We start from the raw sequence: 21,067 nt of genomic DNA, 5'->3' as shown, positions 1-21,067 counted from the left end.
AAAAATGGCGCCATCTTGGCCCGCCGAAAGCGTCGTGCGCTCTGCCTGCCTGCGTCCCTCCAGCTGCTCGCCGCGGGGGGCGCGCTGCTCGGCGCAGGCGGTTGCTCGGTCCTCTACCCGGAGCTCGAGTCCCGGCTTCACGCGCCGGCTCCGGACCAGGAGCTCCACCCGCCGCCGCCCGAGGACGTCCGCTGGCTCCGCGTCGTCCGGGCGCGCGTCCCGGAGCGCACGCGGGACGGTCGAGCCTGGGACCCTCCCGAGGGCGGCAGCCTCCCGGACCCGTACGCCCGCGTCCTCGTCAACGGCCAGGAGCTCTTCCGTACGGCCGTGCAATCGGACACCGTGGAGCCGACCTGGCCCGAGGGGCCCAAGGGAAATTTCCGCATCGCGCCCGAGGACCGGCTCCGCGTCGAGGTCTGGGAGTCGGATGCGCTCGTCGACAAACCGATCGGGGTGCGCGACATCGGCCGCCCCTCCGAGGCGCAGCGCGCTGTCGGCGAGATCCTGGTCGATCTGGAGGGGGGCGGCTCGCTCACGCTCGCGTTCCAGCCGGCCCACGCCAGGATCGGCCTCGGCCTCTGGTATCAGCTCTACTCGGGCTCCGCGTTCGTCTCGCGGACCGTGGAGGGGGGGCCCGCCGAGCGCGCCGGGCTCCGCAAGGGCGACGAGGTGCTCGAGATCGCGGGGCGGCCCGTGCGGCGCATGACGGTCGACGAGGTCCAGGGCGCGCTCGACTCCGCGCCGCGCACCGGGCTCGTGCTCCTCGTCAAGCACGAGACGGGCGCGACCGAGCGGCTCAGGGTCCACCCCGGGCCGATTTACCCGCTGTTCGAGCGCTTCGGCGCCGTCGAGTAAGGGAGCCGGCGCGCCGTGAAGATCCCGCCGTTCGGGCTCACCACGCAGCAGATCCGCGAGGAGCTCGCGCCCCTTCGGAACGACTTCTCGATCGCGGTCTGCCGCGCGAAGAACCCGTTCAACATCGGCGCGATCATCCGCGTCGCCCACTCGTTCCTCGTGCGGGAGATCTTCCTGATCGGGACCGAGCCCTATTACGAGCGCGCCTCGATGGGCATGCAGAAGTACGAGACCATCGTCGAGTGCCCCGACGAGGCGGCCTTCCTCGAGGCGGCGCGCGGCCGCCCGCTCATCGGCGTCGAGCGCGACCACGCGCGGCGGACCCTCTGGGAGGCGCCGCTGCCCCGTGGGCTCGTCTTCCTCTTCGGAAGCGAGGACGACGGGCTGCCGCGGTCGCTGCTCGACGCGTGCGAGGACGTGATCGCGATCCCCATGTACGGGATCAACCACTCGTATCCGGTGGCGATCGCTGCGGGCATGATCATGTGCGAGTGGGCGCGGCGGCGCGACCCGCGCGGCGGCGTGACCCGCGCCGGCGGGTGACCCGCGCCGGCGCGGGTCGCGGGCGGCCGCGCCGGCGCTACTCGCGGAAGCGCTCGAAGACGAGGAGCTCGCCGAGGAGATCGTGATCGAGCGTCCCGGCAGGGCGCATCCCGAGCTTCTCGATCACCCGGAGCGACGCGCGGTGCCAGGCCGGCGTGGTGGCGATGACGCGCGTGACGGTCGCCTGCTGGAGCGTCCAGTGCAGCACGGCGCGCGACCCCTCGGTCGCGTAGCCCTGCCCCTGGGACTTGCCCTCGACGCCGTAGCCGATCTCCACGGTGCCTGTCGCGTCGGGCCGGCCGTTCAGCACCACGCTGCCGACGACGACGCGCTCTTTCTGCCCGCGCGTCACCATCAGCCGCGTGCCCCACAGGAAGGCCTCCGGATCGTCGCGCAGCCGGTCGAGCGGCGAGCTGAAGGCGCGCTCGACGAGCGCGCGTCCAGGCCAGGCGTCGGGGAAGCGCGCGCCGGACAGGGCCTCGGCCTCCAGGCGATCGCCGCGGATGACCGCCTCGAGCAGGGGCAGCGAGACCGGGGTGAGCTCTAGGCGCTCGGTAGTCAGGGTGCTCATGGCGAACCTGCGGCGGATCAGATCACGCGTCGCGGCCTGCCGGAAGTCGAAATGGCGAAGGGCCGACTTCCCCGTGGGGAAGCCGGCCCTCGCCCGCCAGGCCTAGCTAGCTACCTGGTCCGCGCCGCGATCAGAAGTCGTGGCCGTGGCCCGCGTGGGCGCCGCCGGCCGCCGCCTTCTCCTCCTTCGGCCGCTCCGCGATGAGCGCCTCGGTGGTGAGCATCAGGCTGGCGACGCTGGCCGCGTTCTGGAGCGCCGACCGGACGACCTTGACCGGATCGATGACGCCCATCTCGAGCAGGTTGCCGTAGTCGCCCGACGCCGCGTTGTAGCCGAACGAGTCCTTGCCCTCGCGCACCTTCTGCACGACGATCGAGCCCTCCTCGCCGGCGTTGGCCGAGATCTGGCGGAGGGGCTCCTCGATGGCGCGGCGGATGATGTTCACGCCGAACCGCTGCTCGTCGTTGACCTGGAGCTTCTCGAGCGCGCTCTGGGCGCGGATGAGCGCCACGCCGCCGCCCGGGACGATGCCCTCCTCGACGGCCGCGCGGGTCGCGTGGAGCGCGTCCTCGACGCGGGCCTTCTTCTCCTTCATCTCGGTCTCGGTCGCGGCGCCGACCTTGACGACCGCGACGCCGCCCACGAGCTTCGCGAGCCGCTCCTGGAGCTTCTCGCGGTCGTAGTCGCTCGTCGTGTTCTCGATCTGCGCGCGGATCTCCTGCTGCCGGGCCTTGATCTTGTCCTTCTTGCCCTGGCCGCCGACGATCGTGGTGTTGTCCTTGTCGATGATGACCGTCTTGGCGCGGCCGAGATCGCTGATCGTGACGTTCTCGAGCTTGAGGCCGAGCTCCTCCGCGATCACCTGGCCGTCCGTCAGGACCGCGATGTCCTTCAGCATCTCCTTGCGGCGGTCACCGAAGCCCGGCGCCTTCACGGCCGCGCAGTGCAGCGTGCCGCGGAGCTTGTTCACGACGAGCGTCGCGAGCGCCTCGCCCTCGACGTCCTCGGCGATGATGAGGAGCTGCTTCTGGCTCTTGGCGATCGCCTCGAGCACGGGGAGCAGGTCCTTCATGTTGGAGATCTTCTTCTCCGAGATGAGGATGTAGCAGTCCTCGAGGTTCGCCTTCATGGCCTCGGGATCGGTCACGAAGTACGGCGAGAGGTAGCCGCGGTCGAACTGCATGCCCTCGACCACGTCGAGCGTCGTGTCGGCGCTCTTCGCCTCCTCGACCGTGATCACGCCCTCCTTGCCGACCTTCTCCATCGCGTCGGCGAGGAGCTTGCCGATCGTCTCGTCGCCGTTCGCGCTGATCGTGCCGACCTGCGCGATCTCCTTCGCGTCCTTGGTCTGCTTGGCGGAGCCGCGCAGGTGCTCGACGATCGCCTCGACCGCCTTGTCGATGCCGCGCTTGATCTCCATCGGGTTGTGGCCCGCCGCGACGAGCTTGGAGCCCTCGCGGTAGATCGCCTGCGCGAGCACGGTCGCGGTGGTCGTCCCGTCGCCGGCGATGTCGCTCGTCTTCGAGGCGACCTCGCGGACCATCTGGGCGCCCATGTTCTCGAAGCGGTTCTCGAGCTCGATCTCCTTGGCGACCGTCACGCCGTCCTTGGTGACCGTCGGGGAGCCGAAGCTCTTCTCGATGACGACGTTGCGGCCCTTGGGGCCGAGGGTGACCTTGACCGCGTCGGCGAGGGCGTTGACGCCCGCGAGGATCATGCTGCGGGCGGACTCGTTGTAGATGATCTCTTTGGCTGCCATGTGTGTCTCTCCTAAGTTCCTGCTGTCGCCCGCGTCACTTCTCGATCACGCCGAGGATGTCGTCCTCGCGGAGGATGAGGTGCTCCTCGCCGTCGATCTTCACCTCGGTGCCCGAGTACTTGCCGAAGAGGACGCGATCGCCCTCCTTGACGTCGAGCTTGCGCACGGTACCGTCCTCGCCGACCTTGCCGTTGCCGACGGCGATGACCGTGCCTTCGATCGGCTTCTCCTTCGCCGTGTCGGGGATGTAGAGACCTCCCTTGGTCTTCTCTTCTTCCTTCACGCGCTGAACGATCACGCGGTCCTGGAGCGGTCGAATCTTCATGTGTGCGAATCCTCCGGGGACGAGCGCCGCGTCCCACGAGACGGCAGGGCCCCCCGCGACCCGAACGAGCGGTCGCGAGGCCCCCTACGTTTGCAGCCTGGGCACTTTGCTAGCACTCGCTTCCGGCGAGTGCTAGCGGGCGGCGCGGAAGATAGCCACCCCCCCGAGGGTGTCAAGCGCGGCTCCGACCGGTGCTTTGCGCGTTAGCAGCCAGGCGCTGGGGTGGCTGTAAGTTCCCAGAATCGCAAGAGAAGTGCGGGACGCGAAGCTGGGCTCGGCGCGGTCCGTCGGTTAAATTGACCGTATGAGGGCGGAAATGCGGCAGCACAGTGACGCGCCGCCCTCACGGTCTCCTGCCCGATGGAGGAGGCCGACAGGCCGTGTCTGGTTGACCTGAGCGCGCGGTGGCCCGGGTTACATCGGTATCCGGGGCGCCCGCGCAAGTGAGGTGCCCCCGTGAGCCAAGCGATCTCTGTGTCCCCGAGCATGACCCGCTATTTCCAGGAGGTTGTGGACGAGGCGCTCCGAGTTCGGAACGTCGCCGCGACCGAGGCGGCGTCGAGCTACCTCGTCAGTCTGCTCTGTGCCTTCGCTCACCCGGACGAGCACGCCGAGTCTGCCTTCAACCAGCCCCTGACCTTTCTGCTGCGCGATGCCCTGGAGTCCTCCGGTGCCGAGCGCTTCCGGCGGCTGCGCAACCTCGGCGACGGCGTGCTCTACGTGGTCGGCTTCTTCGGCGGCCACATCGAGCTCAAGGGGATCGACCGCGGCTACGTGGTCGGGGTCGGCTCGACCGCCTACCACCATGCCGCCGCCATGCTGCGCCTCAACGCGCGCGTTGGCCAGGGCCCTGATGTCCTTTCGGAGATGGCCGAGAAGTTCGAGCGCTTCGCGGCCGTCCTGAACGACGTGGCCGACGGTACGCTCGCGTCCGGCGCCCGCGACGAGCGCTCGGTGCTCCGGCTGTACGAGCGCTGGATCCGCACCGGCTCGAGCCGCCTCGCCGAGGAGCTCGGGGCGCGCGGGCTCGTGCCGAGCCGCGGAACCGGCGGGCTCAACTGATGCAGGGCGCGACCTTCACCGCGCGCATCCAGCAGCACCTCGCGCGGACCTACGCGCTCGACGACGCGCCCGCCGTGGACGACTTCATCCGGCCGACCGACGGCGGCGCCCGCGAGGCGCTGCTGATCCGCCACGCCGATGGGGACATCGAGGTGGCGCTCCACCTGCCGCGCCGCGCGATCTCCCGGGGGGGCGCGGGGTCGTTCGACGAGATCTGCCAGATCGTCGAGGGGGTGAGCCACTTCCTCTACGTGGCCGAGCGGGCGCGCCGGGAGCTCCCGGCCACCCAGCTCGAGCTCGAGCTCCAGGCCGAGGTCGACAAGTACGTGCTGCTCGTCCACGGCGACCTGGCCGAGGAGGTCGAGCTCCCGGGGCCGCCGCTCGGGCGCCACCGCGAGGCGGCTCCCTCGGGGCCGCGGCGCTTCGAGCCCGAGCGCGCCGCGCGGATCCGCGCTCACCTCTTCGAGCGGGTCACCTTCATGGATCCCCCGGGCACGGAGACCGGCGACCGCTATCGGATCGCGAACGATCTGGCGGCGCGGTTCGCTGGCCGGCTCGAGGCGGAGTTTGCCCGCCACGGTCGGCACGCCGAGCTGCTCGCGGCGCTGCGACGCTTCTACGCGGCGGGGCAGACGGAGAAGATCGCCCTCGCGCGCGCCGCGTGACCGCGACGGCCGCTCGGCGTCGTCCTCCTCGGGGAAGCTTTCGGGGAAGCTTTCGGGGAAGCTTTCGGGGAGGCGAGCGAGCGGCCGTCACGGCCGCGCGGGCTCGACGCGCGGCGCAGGAGCGTTCTCTCTTGACCGGTTCGCGCGCACGTACTCTCATCCACATCTACGATGCCTTCCGCGAGCATGAATTCGCCCCGCGTGCTGGTGGCTGAAGACGAACCGGCGATGTTGAGCCTCGTTGCGCGTCACCTGAGGAACCTCGGCTTCGCCGTGATCGAGGCCTCCGAGGGCGACGCCGCCTGGGAGCTCGCGCGCGAGCACAGGCCGGATCTCGTGATCCTGGACGTGATGATGCCCGGCATGAGCGGCTGGGAGATCTGCAAGCGGCTGAAGAGCGACACGTCCGACGGACGGCCCTTCGCGGAGACCGGCGTCATCATGCTCACCGGGATCGGCGAGAACCTGAACGAGATGACCTCGCCGCTCTTCGCGGCGGATGCCTGGCTGAACAAGCCGTTCGACTTCGCGGATCTCGACGCGCGCGTGCGCGAGACGCTCGCGCGGTACGCGAAGCCGCTGCCCGGATCGAACGGCAGCACGCCCCAGGCGAGCGCCGAGGACGAAGAGAGCGAGGAGGCAGCGCCGGCGCCGTCGTCCGACGTGCATCAAACGTCGGGGGCGAACGGCGCGGCGCCGGCACGGGAGGCCGCGAAGAAGGCGGCGGCGAGGAAGTCGGCCGCGAAGAAGCCTGCCGCGAAGAAGCCCGCTGCGAAGAAGCCCGCCGCGAAGAAGCCCGCCGCGAAGAAGCCCGCCGCGAAGCGCGCGGCGCCTGGGAAGGCAGCGGCGAAGAAGGCGGGGGCGAAGTCCGTGTCGGCGAAGAAGCCGGCGGCGAAGAAGCCGGCGGCGAAGAAGCCGGCCGCGAAGAAGTCCGCCGCGGCGAAAAAGACGGCCGCCTCCAGGGCGGCAGCCAAGAAGAAGACGGCGAAGTGATCCAACCCGGGGCCCGCGCTGCGCGTGGCGCCCGTTCACGCCGTTTCCACGCAACGCACCCGCTCGGCCGCTAGGCCGGGGTTCAGCGACGCTGCCCGGTCAGACCTCGGGGCGAGGGCCCTCTCGCATTGCTCTCTTGCACCGAGAGCTCGCGCACCGGTGCCGCCGTCCGCCGATGTTGACGCTGACCTTTGCGGGGAATTGTCGGGGTTTGCCGCGCGTCCTCCCTCGCGCGCCGCGGGCCGCGTGTCCCAGGAACTTTCGGGCGCGTGACCCGTCAGCGGGTACAATGCTGCGACGTTTCCACTTCGAGGGCCCCCGCGGGGGGCGTCCGGAGCGCTGAGCACCGTGAGCGACTCTCGCACGAAGCACCTGGACCGCATCCGCAGCGCCGCGTTCGCTGTCGAGCTGAGGCTCCGGTTCGGGCGCGCGCTGCGCGCTCTGCCGAGCGCGCTGACCCTCGCTCTCGCGATCGCCGCCGGCACACTCGCGGTCCACAAGGCGCTGCCCGCGCACCTCGGCGAGCAGCGCGCGCGGCAGCTCCTCCTCGGGGCCGGGCTGCTCGTGCTGGCCACCGTCGTCGTGGCGATGCTGCGCCGCTTGCCGCCCCGCGCTGGCACGATGGCGCTCGACCGGCACCACGGGCTCCACGACCGCCTGACCAACGCCATCGCGTTCGATGCGCTGCCCGCGGCGCAGCGGACCCCGCTGATGGAGGCGGCGATCGACGACGCCTGCGAGCACGCCGCCGGGCTGCGCCCCGCAGGCGCCGCGCCGCTCGCCGTCCCGCGCGAGCTCCTGGCGTCGGCCGCGGTGGGCCTCGGCGTGCTCGCGGTGGCGCTGCTCGAGGTGCGCACCCCGCGCAAGGCGGCGCCCGTCGCGCAGACCATCGACGCGCTCGCCATGTCGCCCGACGACATCGAGCTCTTCAAGGACGCGGCGAGGGCGCTCGACCGGCAGGACCAGAGCCCGGAGATGAAGGCCGCGGTCGAGCGGTTCAACCAGCTCATCGAGGACATCGCCAACAAGCGCCTCGACCGGACCGAGGCCTTCCGCCGCATGGAGGCGCTCGAGCGCGAGCTCCTCAAGGGGGCCGAGGCCGACCTGAAGGCGCTCGAGGAGGCGCTGAAGGAGACCGGGATCGATCTCAAGAAGAGCGACCTGGCGAAGGGCGTCGGGGAGTCCCTCGAGAAGAAGGACCTCGAGAAGGCGAAGAAGGACCTCAAGGAGCTCGCCGAGAAGCTCCGCGACAAGAAGCAGAAGTTCGACAAGGCCGAGCTCGATCGGCTCCGCAAGGCGCTCGCCGAGGCGGCCTCACGCCGCAAGGAGGCGCTCGCCGCGATCAACGAGAAGCGGGCCGAGGTGCGCGAGCAGCTCCTCAAGCAGAAGCAGAAGGCCTCCGCCAGCGAGCAGCAGAAGCCCGAAGAAGAGCGGCTGCTGAAGAAGAAGGAGCGCGAGCTGGAGCGGCTCGACCGCGAGGCCGAGCAGAAGGAGCGCACCGGCCGTCAGCTCGACAGGCTCGACCGGGAGCTCGCCAAGGCCGCCGAGGACCTGATGCGGGACCTCGGGATGTCGGCGGACGATCTCGAACAGGCCGCCGAGGACATCAACCGGATGCAGCAGGAGGAGATGTCCGAGCAGGAGAAAGAAGAGCTGCGCCAGCGGCTCGAAGAGCTCCGCGAGCTCGTTCGCCAGCAGGGGCAGGGCGGCAAGCAGCGCATGGCGAGGATGCTCCGGTTCGGCAAGCGCGCGCGCGGCAACCAGGGCGGCGACGAGCAGCAGGGACAGGGGCAGCAGGGTCAGGGCCAGGAGGGCCAGGGCGAGCAGGAAGGGCAGAACGGCCAGCAGGGTCAGGGCAAGGGCGGGCAGGGCCAGGGCCAGGAGCTGGTGATCGGGCCCGGCGGCAAGAAGATCCTGATGCCGGGCGGGCAAGGCCAGGGGCAGGACGGGCAGGGGAGCGGCCAGGGCAACAGCAACGGCGGCAACCAGCCGGGCGGCGACGGCGCCGGCTCAGGCCGCGGCGGCGAGGTCGCGGGCAAGCGAACGGACCCGAAGATGGGGACGCAGGACGTCCAGGCGCAGGGGCTCGATACCCAGGAGGGGCCGTCGAACAGCGAGGTCATCCTCAGCGCGGCCGAGCGTGGCTTCAAGGGGACCGGCTACAAGAAGGTCTTCACCGACTATCACACCGTCGCAGAGCAGCAGATCAACAAGGACCAGATCCCCGACGGATACCGGTTCTACGTGAACCGGTATTTCCAGCTCATCAGGCCGCGCGAGTGAGTCGAGCCGGCGGCTCGAACGCGACCGCGCCTCACGGAGGCTCCGCGACAGCGGGCCCGAAGCAGGAAGCTATGGCCGACAAGACGAAGGAAGCAGCGCGCGCCGAGGTGGACGAGTTCCGCGCGAGCATCGGTGAGCTGCGCGAGGAGGTGGGGAAGGTCATCGTCGGCAACCGCGAGGTGGTCGACGGCGTGCTCACGTGCATGCTCGCGGGCTCGCACGCGCTCCTCGAGGGCGTGCCGGGGCTCGGAAAGACGATGCTCGTCCGCACGATGGCCGAGGCGCTCGACCTCCAGTTCTCGCGCATCCAGTTCACCCCCGACATGATGCCCGCCGACATCATCGGCACCACGGTCATCGACGAGAGCGCGGGCGGGCAGCGGTCGTTCTCGTTCCGCAAGGGGCCGATCTTCGCGAACATCGTCCTCGCCGACGAGATCAACCGCGCGACGCCGAAGACGCAGAGCGCGCTCCTCGAGGCGATGCAGGAGCACCGCGTCACGGTCTCGCGCCAGAGCTACACGCTGGAGCAGCCGTTCTTCGTGCTCGCGACGCAGAACCCGCTGGAGAGCGAGGGGACGTACCCGCTCCCCGAGGCGCAGCTCGACCGGTTCTTCTTCAAGCTCCACGTGCCGTTCCCGAGCCGCGACGAGCTGAACGCGATCCTGGAGCGGACCACGGGGACCGAGGCGATCGCGGTGCGGCCGGTCCTCAACAGGGAGCGGATCACCGCCATGCAGCGGCTCGTGCGCGAGGTGCCCGTGGCGAAGCACGTCCAGGATTACGCGGTGCGGCTCCTCCAGGCGACGCACCCGACCGAGGGCGAGAGCCTCGGCGAGGTGAAGCGGTTCGTGAAGTTCGGCGCGTCGCCGCGCGGGGCGCAGGCGCTGCTGCTCGCCGCGAAGATCCGGGCGCTCTTCGAGGGGCGGTTCGCGGCGTCGGTCGACGACGTGCGCGCGAGCGCCCTCCCCGCGCTGCGGCACCGCGTGCTCCTCAACTTCGAGGGCGAGGCCGAGGGCGTGAAGACCGACGAGGTGCTGCAGGCGATCCTCAAGCACCTGCCGGAGAGCAAATGACGGAACGTCGGCGGTAGGATGGGGCTCTTCGACGCGTTCAAGAGGGCCGCTGCGCCGCTCCGACGGCTCTCCACCCTCTCGCCAAGCTCGGCGAGCGCCTCGGACGAGGATCTCTTCGACGACGAGTTCCAGCGCAAGCTCGACTACCTCGCGATGGTGAGCCGCCGCGTCTTCTCCGGCGCGATGCGCGCGGAGCGGCGGACCAAGAAGACCGGCTCCGGGGTCGAGTTCGCAGATCACCGCGACTACGCCCCCGGCGACGATTTCCGGTACCTCGACTGGGCCGCGTACCAGCGCTTCGACCGGCTCCTCATCCGGCTCTACGAGGAGGAGGAGGATCTCTCGATCTACTTCATCCTCGACACGTCGGCGTCGATGGCGTTCGGCGACGGGGCGAAGCTGCGGCACGCGAAGCGCCTGTGCGCGGCGCTCGCGTACGTGGGGCTCGCCAACCTCGACCGCATCGCGATCGTGACCGCGACCGACGAGATCAGCGGGCGCATGCAGTCGACCCGGGGCAAGGCGCGCATCTTCAGGATCTTCCGCTTCCTCGGGCAGGCGCGCGCCGACGGCGCGACCGACCTCGGGGAGGCGATGAAGACCTTCGTGGCGCAGCACAAGCGGCGCGGGCTCGCCGTCATCCTCAGCGATCTCTACGATCCGGTGGGCTTCGAGCGCGGCATCAACGTGCTCAGGTACAACCGGTTCGAGCCGTTCGTGCTCCACATCGCCGACGCGCGCGAGGCGCGGCCCGCGCTGCGCGGCGACGTGCGCGTCTACGACTGCGAGACCGGGGAGGAGCGCGAGGTCACGGTGACCGCGAAGGTGCTCGAGCGCTACGCCTCGGCCTACGAGCAGTACCTCGACGAGATCCGCCGCTTCTGCACGTCGCGGCAGGTGAGCTACTTCCGCGCCGACGTGTCCGTCCCCTTCGACGAGCTGATCCTGCGCGTGTTCCGCAGAGGCGGCTTCCTCCGGTAGCCATGCTGCACTTCACCGGCGTCCCGCTCGACACGCTGCTCCGGATCGGCGCCCTCGCCGGGGCGGTGGTCGTCGTCTTCTACATCCTCAAGCTGCGCCGGCGGCCCGTCGCCGTCCCCTTCTCGAAGATCTGGGAGCGCGTCCTCCGGGACAAGGAGGCGACGAGCCTCTTCTCGCAGCTCAAGCGCCTGCTCTCGCTGCTCCTCCAGCTCGCGCTGCTCGCGCTGCTGCTGCTCGCGCTCGGCGATCCGCGCCCGCAGGCGAACCTCGTCGAGGGGCGCAACATCGTCGTGCTCATCGACGCCAGCGCGAGCATGCAGGCCGTCGACGTCGCTCCTTCGCGCATCGAGCTCGCGAAGGAGGAGGTCAGGAAGATGGTCCGCGGCCTCTCCGGCAGCGACCGCATGCTGCTGGCCCAGATGGACGCGGCCGTCACGCCGCTGTCCACGCTCACCGGGGAGATCGCGGACCTCGAGGCGGCCCTCGCGGCGGTGAAGCCGACCGACGCGACGGCCGACTTCGCGCGCGCGCTCCGCTTCGCGGGCGACACCCTGAGCGGGCTGCCGTCGCCGGAGATCATCGTCGTGAGCGACGGCGCGCTGGGCGAGCCGGCAGACGCCGGGGGGCCCGTGCGCCTCGGCGACGCCAAGCTCTCGTTCCTGCCCATCGGCAAGGGCTCGCGGAACGCCGCGATCACCGAGTTCTCGGTGCGGCGCTACCCGCTCGACAAGAGCCGCTACGAGGTGATGCTCGAGGTCACGAACACGAGCGATGAGCCGCTCGACCTCGAGCTGTCGCTGCTCGGCGACGGCCAGCTCACCGATCTCACGCGCATCCGGCTGAAGCCCAAGGAGAAGCTGCCCCGCTTCTACCCGAACCTCTCCGGCGCCTCGAAGACGCTCGAGGCGAAGCTCGCGCTGGCGGACGGGAGCTCCGACGACCTGCCCGCGGACAACCGCGCGTACGCGCTCCTCCCCGAGCGGCGCCGCGCGCGCGTCCAGGTCGTCACGGCGGGGAACATGTTCCTCGAGGCGGCGCTGCTCCTCGACGAGTACCTCGACGTGACGTTCGTCGAGCCGCAGCGCTACCCGGCGGCTCCCTCGTTCGACGTGACCATCTTCGACGGCGTGACGCCGAGCGTCGCGCCCGGGAGCGGGAGCCTGCTCTACCTCAACCCGACCGGGACGGGCCTCCCGTTCGAGGTGGGCAAGGAGATCCTCGACGACGATCCGAACTACCGCCTGGGCTTCGACGAGCTCGACGCGAAGCACCCGCTCCTGCGCTACACGGCGCTCAGCGACGTGAACATCGCGCGCGCTCACCCGCTCAAGGGCAGCAAGGAAGACAGGGTCGTCGGCCGGAGCTACAAGGGCCCGCTGCTCATCGAGGGGCGGCGCGGGGGCGTGAAGTTCGTCGCCCTCGGCTTCGACATCCGCGAGAGCGATTTTCCCCTGCGGATCGCCTGGCCGCTCTTCCTGCTCAACGCGATCAACAACTTCGTCGAGGAGGACACGAGCTACATCTCCTCGTTCCGCACCGGGTCCGTCTGGCACATCCCGGCGTCCTCATCCGCCGAGACGGCGAGCCTGGAGCTGCCCGATGGGACGAACCGGACGGTCCCGATCCAGGACGGGCGCGCGGTGTTCCTTGGGCAGCACGCCGGCTTCTACACGCTGCGCGTCGGCGCCCCCGGCGCGCAGGAGGAGAGCATGTTCGCCGCGAACCTCTCCGCGCCGCTGGAGAGCGCGATCGCCCCCGTCGCCGAGCTCAAGGTCGACGGGCGCGGTGCGGGCGCCGTTGGCGAGTTCAAGCTCGGCGTCCGCCGTGAGCTCTGGGTGTACCTGCTCGCGGCCGTGCTCCTCGTGACCGCGATCGAGTGGTTCACGTACCACAGGAGGGTGACGGTGTGAGCGCGTTCCGTGGCCGCAAGTTCCGCGTCGTCGCGTGGGCCATCACCTGCGCCGCCCTCGGCGGGATCCTGTTCTGGGCGTACCGGAGGTACGTCCTCCTCCACCCGGATCCCACGCTGACGTGGGTGCACGAGGGGGTGAAATACGAGCTCCTCAACCCGAAGATGCTCGGCGCGATCCTGCTCGCGCCCTGGTTCGTCGGGGTGCTCGCGGGGTCGCTCGCCGACCTCCCCCTCCCGCAGCGCGTGCTCTCCGTGCTGCTGCGGATCGCCTTCGTCGCGCTGATCGCGCTCGGGCTGTCGCGGCTCGCGAGGACGGCGACGACGGAGAAGGTCGCCACCATCTACCTCATCGACGTCTCGGACTCCGTCACGGACGAGGCGATCGACGACGCGCGCGCGGCGCTCGACAGGGCGTTCGCCGAGAAGCCGGAGGACGGCGTCCTCAAGGTGATCACCTTCGCGCGGCGCCCGCGGCTGGTCGAGCGCGGGGGCGCGGAGGGAGAGGCGGCGGGCCGCGACGCGGAGCGGCGCGCGCCGGCGATCGGCCGCCACCTCGACGAGAAGGGGCAGCGCGCCGATCTCGGCGCGGGGTCGAACCTGCAGGCGGCGCTCCAGCTCGCCTACGGGCTGTATCCGCCCGGCTACCTCAAGCGCGCCGTGCTGATGTCGGACGGCGTGCAGACCGACGGCGACGTGCTGGCCGAGGCCAACCGGGCGCGCGACTTCGGGGTGCGGCTGTTCGCCGTCCCGTACCGGCGGCCCGCGCCGCCCGAGGTCGCGGTGCGCGAGCTCAGGATGCCGGACCGGGTCAAGGTCGGCGAGACCTTCGAGATCCACGCCGACATCTACGCCAGCCGCGCCACGAAGGCGCGCGCTCGGCTGTTCCAGGGGGAGGCGCTCAACGGCCTCGAGGGCATCCGGGATCTCGAGCTCAAGGCGGGGCCGAACGACGTCATGTTCAAGAGCGTCGTGCGCATCGCGGGGCAGGTGACCTACGCGCTCGAGCTCGACCAGATCGCCGACGACAAGTTCAAGGAGAACAACCGGTACGCGACGACCATCGACGTGCCGGGGCGCCCGTCCGTCCTCTACATCGAGGGGACCCCGCAGCACGCCGGCCCGCTCTCGAGCGCGCTCACCGCCCAGCAGTTCGACGTCGACGTCAGGCCGCCGGCCGGCTTCCCCGGCTCGCTCAAGGAGATGGAGCGCTACGACTTCCTGATCGTGTCCGACACGCCGAAGGAAGCGCTCAGCCTGCAGGGGCAGGAGATCATCGAGAGCTACGTGCGCGACCTCGGCGGTGGGTTCCTCTTCGCCGGCGGCGAGTCGGGGTACGGCCTCGGGGGCTGGTACCGCACCACCATCGAGCGGATCTTGCCGGTGCGGATGGACAACGAGCGGAAGAAGGACATGCCGAGCGTCGCGATGGCGCTCGTCATGGATCGCTCGGGGTCGATGACAGGGCTGCCCCTCGAGATGGCCAAGGCCGCGGCCAAGGCGACCGCGGGGGTGCTGGGCTCGGACGACCTGATCGAGGTCATCGCGTTCGACTCGGCGCCGACGCGCTACGTGAAGATGCAGCCCGCGCGCAACCGATCGCGCATCGCCGGCGAGATCGCGCGCATCCAGCCGGGCGGCGGGACCGAGATCTTCGCCGCCCTGGACGCCGCCTACCAGGACATGACGGTGACGCAGGCGCGCAAGAAGCACGTCATCCTCCTCACCGACGGCAAGGCGTCGACGGGCGGCATCCGGGATCTCGTGTCGGCCATGATCGCCGAGTCGATCACGGTGACCACGGTGGGGCTGGGGAACGATCTCGACGAGCAGCTCCTCAAGATGATCGCCGACGTGGGGGGAGGGCGCTTCCACGCGGTGCCGGACCCGAACAACCTGCCGCGGATCTTCACCAGGGAGACCGAGATGGTCGCGCGCGCCGCGGCCGTCGAGGAGTGGTTCCCGGTCACCCAGGTCGGCGACGCGGCGTTCCTCCGCGGCATCGACGTCCGCACCGCGCCGAACCTGCACGGCTACGTTTCGACCAAGCTGAAGCCGCCGCCGGCTCAGGAGCTGCTCACGAGCGACACCGGGGAGCCGATCCTCGCGCGGTGGCGGATCGGCCTCGGGTGGACGCTGGCCTGGACGAGCGACGTCAAGGCGCGCTGGGCCGTCGAGTGGCTGAGGTGGCCGGGCTTCGAGAAGTTCTGGGGGCAGCTCGTCCACGAGCACATGCGCCAGAAGCACCGGCGCGAGCTCGACATGAAGGCCGAGATCGTCGACGGGGAGCTGCGCGCGTCGGTCGACGCGTTCGGGGCCGACGACCGGTTCGAGAACAACCTGACCTCCCGGCTCAGCATCATCGGGCCCGAGCCGGGCGGCTCGACGCGCGTCGTCGACATGCGTCAGACCGCGCCGGGGCGGTACGAGACGGCGCTCACGCTGGATCGGTATGGCTCCTTCCTGCTGCGTGCGGAGCACCTGCGCGAGGCCGAGGACGGCTCGCTGCGGCCCGTTGCCGTCAGCTACGGCCACGTGTCGAACCCGTACCCCCGGGAGTATGCAAGCTTCGAGCCCGAGCTCGCGACCCTCGAGAAGGCCGCGGTGTCCACCGGCGGCGGGGTCGATCCGAACGGCGTGGCGGCCATCTTCGACCCGGCAGGGGAGAAGGTGACCTTCCACGAGGAGCTCTGGCCGCGGTTCATCTACGCCGCCATGGCCGTCTTCCTGCTCGACCTGCTCGTCCGGCGGGTGCGGATCTTCGACCGGAAGTTCGTTGCGCGCCGGGGCCGCGGGTCAGGGGGGCAGAGGCTCCGCGCCGTATGACAGCGGGCCAGCGCCTCCCCGCCGTCGGACGGCCCCGTGGCACAGCCGAGCCCTCATGACCGCCGATCGCCCGTTCCGCCCCGGTGTTGCGCCCGGCGCCGGTGGGCGTCCGTCAGGCAACGCCCGACCGCGCTGCATGGTTCGCTGTGCTCCAGACCGCCAGCCTGCACCATTTCGCGACGCGGAAGGGCCGTCTTGGGCTAGTTTCCCCTTATAGACCGGTGGTAGAGGAGCCCTGGAAAGCAGCGAAGGACGTGAACGCGCTCGAGGCCTCCACCTCTCGGCCTCCGGTAGGTCGTCCGCTGATCATCAGCGGCGATCCGCTCGCGTCGCTCCGCTCCCGGGGCGCCGCGGTCTCCTCCAACACCGCCGTCGGCCGGCTGCTCCGCGAGTCGCCCAGGGCGATCGCGGAGCTCCACGAGCAGGAGATCGCGCTCGGGATCGACGTCGTCCGGGCGCTCACCTCCGCGACGACGACGCGCGCGCTGGCCCCCATCGGCATGGCGTTCCGCGCCGCCGCGCTGACCGGGACCGCCGTCGAGCTCGCGAGCGAGGCGGCGGGCGCAGCCTCGCGCCGCGTGGCGGTGGCCGGTATCCTGGGCCACACTGCTGCCGCGCCCATGGCCGACCGGATTGCGGAAGATTACGCGGTCCATGCGGCCAGGCTCGCGGCGGCCGGCTGCGAGATCCTCGTCGCATGCGGCTTCGAGCCCGCCCAGGCCGCGTGCGTCGCCCCCGCTGTCGCGCGGCTCGCGCGGCGCGCCGCGGTGGTCAGCGCCAGCACGACGCAGCTCGCGACGTGGGCGCTCGTGGAGCTCGACGGCGCCGGACGCACCGTCGACGGCGAGGGCTTCGAGGACGCCGCCCGGGCGGCGCTCGACAGCGGCGCCGACGCGTTGCTCTTCGAGATCGCGTCGGCCGACCTCGGGATGAACATCCTCCGGCGCCTCGAGGGCGTCGCCCACGAAGCTCAGATCGGCGTGCTGCTCGGCGCCGAGACCGCGCCGGCGGACGGGGCCGGCCGCGTGGCGCCCGCGGAGGTATGCGACGCCTGGGCCGCATCCGCGATGCGGCTCATCGACGCGGGCGCGCGGATGCTGGGGGGAGGGACGGGGACGACGCTGGCGCACCTCGGTGCGCTCGCAAAGATGCTCCGTACGACGCAGCGCGCGCCCCTGCTCAGGCGCGCGCTCTAGGCGAGAACGAAACCAACCGGAAACGTGATGATGGCCGACGCTAGCCACGCGAGTGAGTCGAAGTCTCAACCGTTGAAGACGTTCGACGATCTGCTGTTTCCCTTCCACGAGGCCGTGAAGCCCGAGTCGCTCCACCGGATCGGCGCCGAGGCAGAGAAGTTCGGGGTCGACGCCAGGACGGGCGCCGCCATCCCCTACGAGGGCGAGCGGAGCGTCCTCTCCGTGCTCCAGGCGCTCGTCGAGCGGCACGGCTGGACGCCCGAGCACGAGACGCCCGGCGGTCCGCTGATCGCGCTCGTCCGGGCCGGCGCCTCGGTGACGCTGGAGCCGGGCGCGCAGCTCGAGCTGTCCGGGGCGCCCCTCGAGACGATCCACCAGATCTGCTCGGAGATGTGCGGGCACCTGGCGGAGCTGCGCGACATCTCCAGCGAGCTCAAGTTCGCCTGGCTCGGCATCGGGTTCCACCCGTTCGCGTCCCAGGCCGAGCTCTCCTGGGTGCCGAAGGCCCGCTACGCGATCATGCGGCGCTACCTGCCGACGCGCGGCGCGCACGGCCTGGACATGATGCGCCGCACCGCCACGGTGCAGGCGAACTTCGACTACGCCAGCGAGGAGGGCGCGATGCGCGCGCTCCGCGTGGCGCTCCGGCTGTCCCCGCTCGTGACGGCCATCTTCGCGAACTCCCCCTTCTACGAGGGATCGATGTTCGGCGGGCGGAGCTACCGCGCCAGGGTCTGGCTCGACGTCGACCCCTCGCGGCAGGGGCTCATCCGCAACGTGCTCGAGCGCGGCCGCCGCTTCTCGGACTACGTCGCGTGGGCGGTCGACGCGCCGATGTTCCTCATCAAGCGGGACGGCGAGGTGATCGAGAACACGGGGCAGACGTTCCGCCAGTTCCTGGAGAACGGCTTCCAGGGGCACCGGGCCACCCGCGCCGACTGGGAGATGCACCTCAACACGCTGTTCCCCGAGGTCCGGCTGAAGCGGACCATCGAGGTTCGCGGCGCCGACTCGCTCCCGGCCAGGCTGATCTGCGCGCTCCCGGCCCTGTGGGCAGGGATCCTCTACGACGCGCGCGCGCTGGACGAGGCCGACGCCCTGTCCGAGAGCTTCCGGTTTGACGAGCTCGAGGCCGTGCGCCCGACGATCGCCGAGCGTGCGCTCCGCGCGACGTTCCGCGGCAAGCCGCTCGCGGCCATGGCCGAGCAGCTCGTCGCGATCGCCTCGGGCGGCCTGGAGCGGCGCGCGCGCCTGAACAAGGACGGCAAGGACGAGCGCATCCACCTCGAGCGGATCAGCGCGCTCATCGCCAGGGGGCAATCCCCGGCCGATGCCCTCGTGGAGGGGCTCAGCAACGACGACCCGGATCTGCGGAGCAAGATCCTCGACCGTGCGAGGATCTGAGCGCCGCTCGCCGCCGAGGGCGCGCGGCGCGGCTGGCGCACCGGGCAGAGGACGTCGACCGGCATGACGTTTGTTTATCTCCTAGGCACCGCGCTGCTGGTGCTCCTCAACGCGTTCTTCGTCGCTTCCGAGTTCGCCATCGTCAAGATGCGGCCGACGCGGCTGGAGCAGCTCGTGCGCGAGGGGGACGCGCGGGCGCGGCTCGCGCTCCAGGTGTCCCAGCGGCTCGACGCGTACCTCTCCGCCAACCAGCTCGGCATCACGCTCGCGTCCCTCGGGCTCGGCTGGATCGGCGAGCCGGCGATCGCCCACCTCATCGAGCCGTGGCTCGCGCCGCTCGGCGCGTGGTCGGGGGTCAGCGCGCACGCCATCGCCGTGGGCATCGCGTTCATCGTGATCACGGCGCTCCACACCGTGATCGGGGAGCTCGCGCCGAAGTCGCTCGCCATCCAGCGCACGGAGAAGGTCACGCTCTGGGCGGCGCGGCCGCTGCACGGGTTCTTCGTCCTGATGTGGCCGGTGATCTGGGTGCTGAACTCGATGGCGAACGGGTTCGTCCGGCTGTTCGGGCTGCGGCCGGCGGGCGAGGAGGAGATCGCGCACACCTCGGAGGAGCTCCGGCTGCTCCTCACCAGGAGCCCCGCGGGGCTCGACCCTGCGCTGCGCAGCATGCTCGTGCGCATCTTCGACCTGCGCCGGCGCACGGCGCGGCACGTGATGTCGCTCCGCTCCGACGCGGCGACCCTGCGCGCGAACATGACGATCGAGGAGGCGGTGCGGACCGTGGCCGACGCCGGGTACTCCCGGTACCCGGTGCTCGACGAGCAGGGCAAGATCGTGCTCGGCTACCTGCACCTGCGCGACCTGTTCGACGTCCTGAGCCACCGCCGCCGCGCGACGCGCGTGGCCGAGCTGCTCCGCAAGCCGATCTTCGCGCGCGAGAACACGTCGGTCGAGCGCCTGCGCCTCGAGATGCAGGCGCGCCAGGTGCCGGTGGCGATCATCACCTCCGCCTCGGGCGAGTTCATCGGGCTCGTCACGATGGAGGACCTCATCGAGGAGATCGTCGGCGAGATCCGCGACGAGAACGACGAGGAGGTGCCGCCGATCCACCGGCGCGGGGGCGGCATCGTCGACGTCGACGGCCGCGTGCTGCTCGCGGATCTCGAGCGCGACGCGCACATCGTGCTGCTGCCCGAGGTGAAGACCGTCGAGACGGTCGGCGGGTACATGCTCGGCCGGCTCGAGCACCCGCCCGAGGCAGGCGAGCGCGTCGAGTGCGAGGGCTACACGCTCGTCGCGATGGACGTCGCTGGCCGGAGGGTGCGCCGCGTCCGCATCGTCCCGACCGAGGTCGCCGCGGGCGAGCGGTCGTGACGAGCGCGGCCCCCCTCGCCGCGGATCGACGGAACCGTGCCGTACGTCGGGGGCGCCGCCCCGGGAGGTCCGCGGCGGGGCGCGTCCCCGGGAGCCCGTCGTCCCGGGGACGAACTGCACACGGTTCCAGGTACAAAGTTCGGCGGACCGGTACTACCCTCGCTTCGTAAGTGGAAACGCTTGCAACTCGGATCTTGCGCGATGGCCCGCTGAACGAGCTCGACGCCGTCGGCTGGGCCATCCGTCTCGCGAAGCGGATCGAGGCGCTGCACGCGCTCGGCGTCGCGCACGGCGCCATCTCGCCCGAGTGCGTGCTGACGGCCGCGGTCGATCGCACCTCGAAGGGGATCCTGGCCGACCTGCGCCAGACGCCGAGCCGCATCGCCTACCAGTCACCCGAGCGCGTCGCGGGCGGGACGCTGTCGCCCGGCGACGACGTCTGGGCCATCGCGGCGACGCTCTACGAGGTGCTCACCGGGGCGAGCGCCTTCGGGGGCGCGAGCGACGTCGAGACGCGGCAGCGCATCGCGAGCGCGTCGCCGGCGCCGCTCGCCGTCTTCGACGTGGGCGACGACGACCTCCAGCGGATCCTCGACGACGCGTTCCAGCGCGATCGCTCCGCCCGCACGACGAACGCGGCCGCGTTCCGGCGCGCCCTCGAGGAGTGGCACCCCGATCCCGCGGCGCGCACGCTGCTCCCGCTCGACGACGAGGACTCGACGAGCGACGAGGACGACGACGAGGTGCGCACGCTGATGCGCGTCGCGCCGCTCAGCTCCGCGCAGCTCGACCAGATCATCGCGCAGCGCGCGGCGGCCGCGGCGGCAGGGCAGCCCCCGCCGCCCATCCCGCCCGAGCGCCCGCAGCCCCCTGCAGCGCTCGCCGGCGCGTCCCCCCCGCGACCGGCCGCCGCCCCGATCCCCCGGGCCGCGGCGGAAGCTCCCGTCGCGAGCGGCCGTGCGCCGGTCCCGCTGGGGCGCGCGCCGGGGATGGGGGCGGTGCCGCTCACGCGGTCGTTCGGCGACGACCCCGACGGGGAGGACGAGCTGACCGTCATGCGGGAAGGATCCCTGGACCTCCGCAGCGGCGCCGGGACCGCGGGCCTCGGGCCGCCGCGCTCCGCGGGGACGGCGTCCTTCGCGCACCGGGGGAGCGGCGTTGCGCGGCCTGCAGCGGGCGTGGCGTCGCCGGCCGGCGTCCCTCGCGAGCCGTCCGCGCTCGGCGTGCCAGCGCCGCCGATCG

At 71.2% G+C, this 21,067-nt stretch carries 16 protein-coding genes; 13 read left to right on the top strand and 3 right to left on the bottom strand.

The features are described 5' to 3' along the window. Positions 1 to 15 precede the first annotated feature (15 nt). Both WMF24_RS31385 and WMF24_RS31380 read left to right on the top strand, forming a co-directional pair. On the top strand, positions 16 to 855 hold the full coding sequence (locus WMF24_RS31385; protein WP_437731099.1) for a PDZ domain-containing protein: 840 nt from the start codon (positions 16 to 18) through the stop codon (positions 853 to 855). A 15-nt stretch (positions 856 to 870) separates the two neighbouring features. Then, positions 871 to 1,398, top strand: a complete 528-nt coding sequence (locus tag WMF24_RS31380) for a TrmH family RNA methyltransferase (protein ID WP_437731098.1) — start codon at positions 871 to 873, stop codon at positions 1,396 to 1,398. Positions 1,399 to 1,435: 37 nt separating this feature from the next. Here WMF24_RS31380 and WMF24_RS31375 read toward each other — a convergent pair whose 3' ends face one another. The 3 genes from WMF24_RS31375 to groES all read right to left on the bottom strand — a co-directional run bounded on the left by WMF24_RS31375 (position 1,436) and on the right by groES (position 4,053). Then, on the bottom strand, positions 1,436 to 1,969 hold the full coding sequence (locus WMF24_RS31375; protein ID WP_437731097.1) for a GNAT family N-acetyltransferase: 534 nt from the start codon (positions 1,967 to 1,969) through the stop codon (positions 1,436 to 1,438). Positions 1,970 to 2,099: 130 nt separating this feature from the next. Continuing rightward, positions 2,100 to 3,728, bottom strand: a complete 1,629-nt coding sequence (groL, locus tag WMF24_RS31370) for a chaperonin GroEL (RefSeq protein ID WP_437731096.1) — start codon at positions 3,726 to 3,728, stop codon at positions 2,100 to 2,102. A 34-nt stretch (positions 3,729 to 3,762) separates the two neighbouring features. Continuing rightward, positions 3,763 to 4,053, bottom strand: coding sequence for a co-chaperone GroES (gene groES / locus WMF24_RS31365; RefSeq protein ID WP_020738934.1), 291 nt, complete (start codon positions 4,051 to 4,053; stop codon positions 3,763 to 3,765). 456 nt (positions 4,054 to 4,509) lie between these two features. Here groES and WMF24_RS31360 point away from each other — a divergent pair, with 456 nt between their 5' ends. From WMF24_RS31360 to WMF24_RS31310, 11 genes are all read left to right on the top strand, one after another. Beyond that, positions 4,510 to 5,115 (top strand): hypothetical protein, encoded by a 606-nt coding sequence (locus WMF24_RS31360; RefSeq protein WP_437731095.1) that lies wholly within the window; start codon positions 4,510 to 4,512, stop codon positions 5,113 to 5,115. Continuing rightward, on the top strand, positions 5,115 to 5,780 hold the full coding sequence (locus WMF24_RS31355; RefSeq protein WP_437731094.1) for a hypothetical protein: 666 nt from the start codon (positions 5,115 to 5,117) through the stop codon (positions 5,778 to 5,780). The genes WMF24_RS31360 and WMF24_RS31355 overlap by 1 nt, the downstream gene beginning before the upstream one ends. Positions 5,781 to 5,951: 171 nt before the next feature. Then, positions 5,952 to 6,773 (top strand): response regulator transcription factor, encoded by an 822-nt coding sequence (locus tag WMF24_RS31350; RefSeq protein WP_437731093.1) that lies wholly within the window; start codon positions 5,952 to 5,954, stop codon positions 6,771 to 6,773. A gap of 348 nt (positions 6,774 to 7,121) precedes the next feature. Further along, on the top strand, positions 7,122 to 9,056 hold the full coding sequence (locus WMF24_RS31345; RefSeq protein WP_437731092.1) for a hypothetical protein: 1,935 nt from the start codon (positions 7,122 to 7,124) through the stop codon (positions 9,054 to 9,056). A 71-nt stretch (positions 9,057 to 9,127) separates the two neighbouring features. After that, a complete protein-coding gene (locus tag WMF24_RS31340; RefSeq protein ID WP_437731091.1) occupies positions 9,128 to 10,132 on the top strand; it encodes an AAA family ATPase in 1,005 nt (334 codons plus the stop codon). Positions 10,133 to 10,150: 18 nt separating this feature from the next. Further along, positions 10,151 to 11,113: a DUF58 domain-containing protein gene (locus tag WMF24_RS31335; RefSeq protein ID WP_437731090.1), complete on the top strand. Its 963-nt coding sequence runs from the start codon at positions 10,151 to 10,153 to the stop codon at positions 11,111 to 11,113. A 2-nt stretch (positions 11,114 to 11,115) separates the two neighbouring features. Then, positions 11,116 to 13,023, top strand: a complete 1,908-nt coding sequence (locus WMF24_RS31330; RefSeq protein WP_437731089.1) for a vWA domain-containing protein — start codon at positions 11,116 to 11,118, stop codon at positions 13,021 to 13,023. Continuing rightward, positions 13,020 to 15,848 (top strand): VWA domain-containing protein, encoded by a 2,829-nt coding sequence (locus WMF24_RS31325; RefSeq protein ID WP_437731088.1) that lies wholly within the window; start codon positions 13,020 to 13,022, stop codon positions 15,846 to 15,848. The genes WMF24_RS31330 and WMF24_RS31325 overlap by 4 nt, the downstream gene beginning before the upstream one ends. A gap of 254 nt (positions 15,849 to 16,102) precedes the next feature. Then, positions 16,103 to 17,044 carry a homocysteine S-methyltransferase family protein gene (locus WMF24_RS31320; protein WP_437731087.1) on the top strand — a complete coding sequence of 314 codons (942 nt, stop codon included), beginning with the start codon at positions 16,103 to 16,105 and terminating at the stop codon, positions 17,042 to 17,044. Between the two features lie 72 nt (positions 17,045 to 17,116). Next, a complete protein-coding gene (locus tag WMF24_RS31315; protein WP_437731086.1) occupies positions 17,117 to 18,448 on the top strand; it encodes a glutamate--cysteine ligase in 1,332 nt (443 codons plus the stop codon). A 63-nt stretch (positions 18,449 to 18,511) separates the two neighbouring features. Then, positions 18,512 to 19,825: a hemolysin family protein gene (locus WMF24_RS31310; RefSeq protein ID WP_437731085.1), complete on the top strand. Its 1,314-nt coding sequence runs from the start codon at positions 18,512 to 18,514 to the stop codon at positions 19,823 to 19,825. The last annotated feature ends 1,242 nt before the right edge of the window (positions 19,826 to 21,067 follow it).

It is taken from the genome of Sorangium sp. So ce1335 (assembly GCF_051521615.1).
Lineage (GTDB): Bacteria > Myxococcota_A > Polyangia > Polyangiales > Polyangiaceae > Sorangium.
This window is presented reverse-complemented; position numbering and strand designations above follow the sequence as displayed.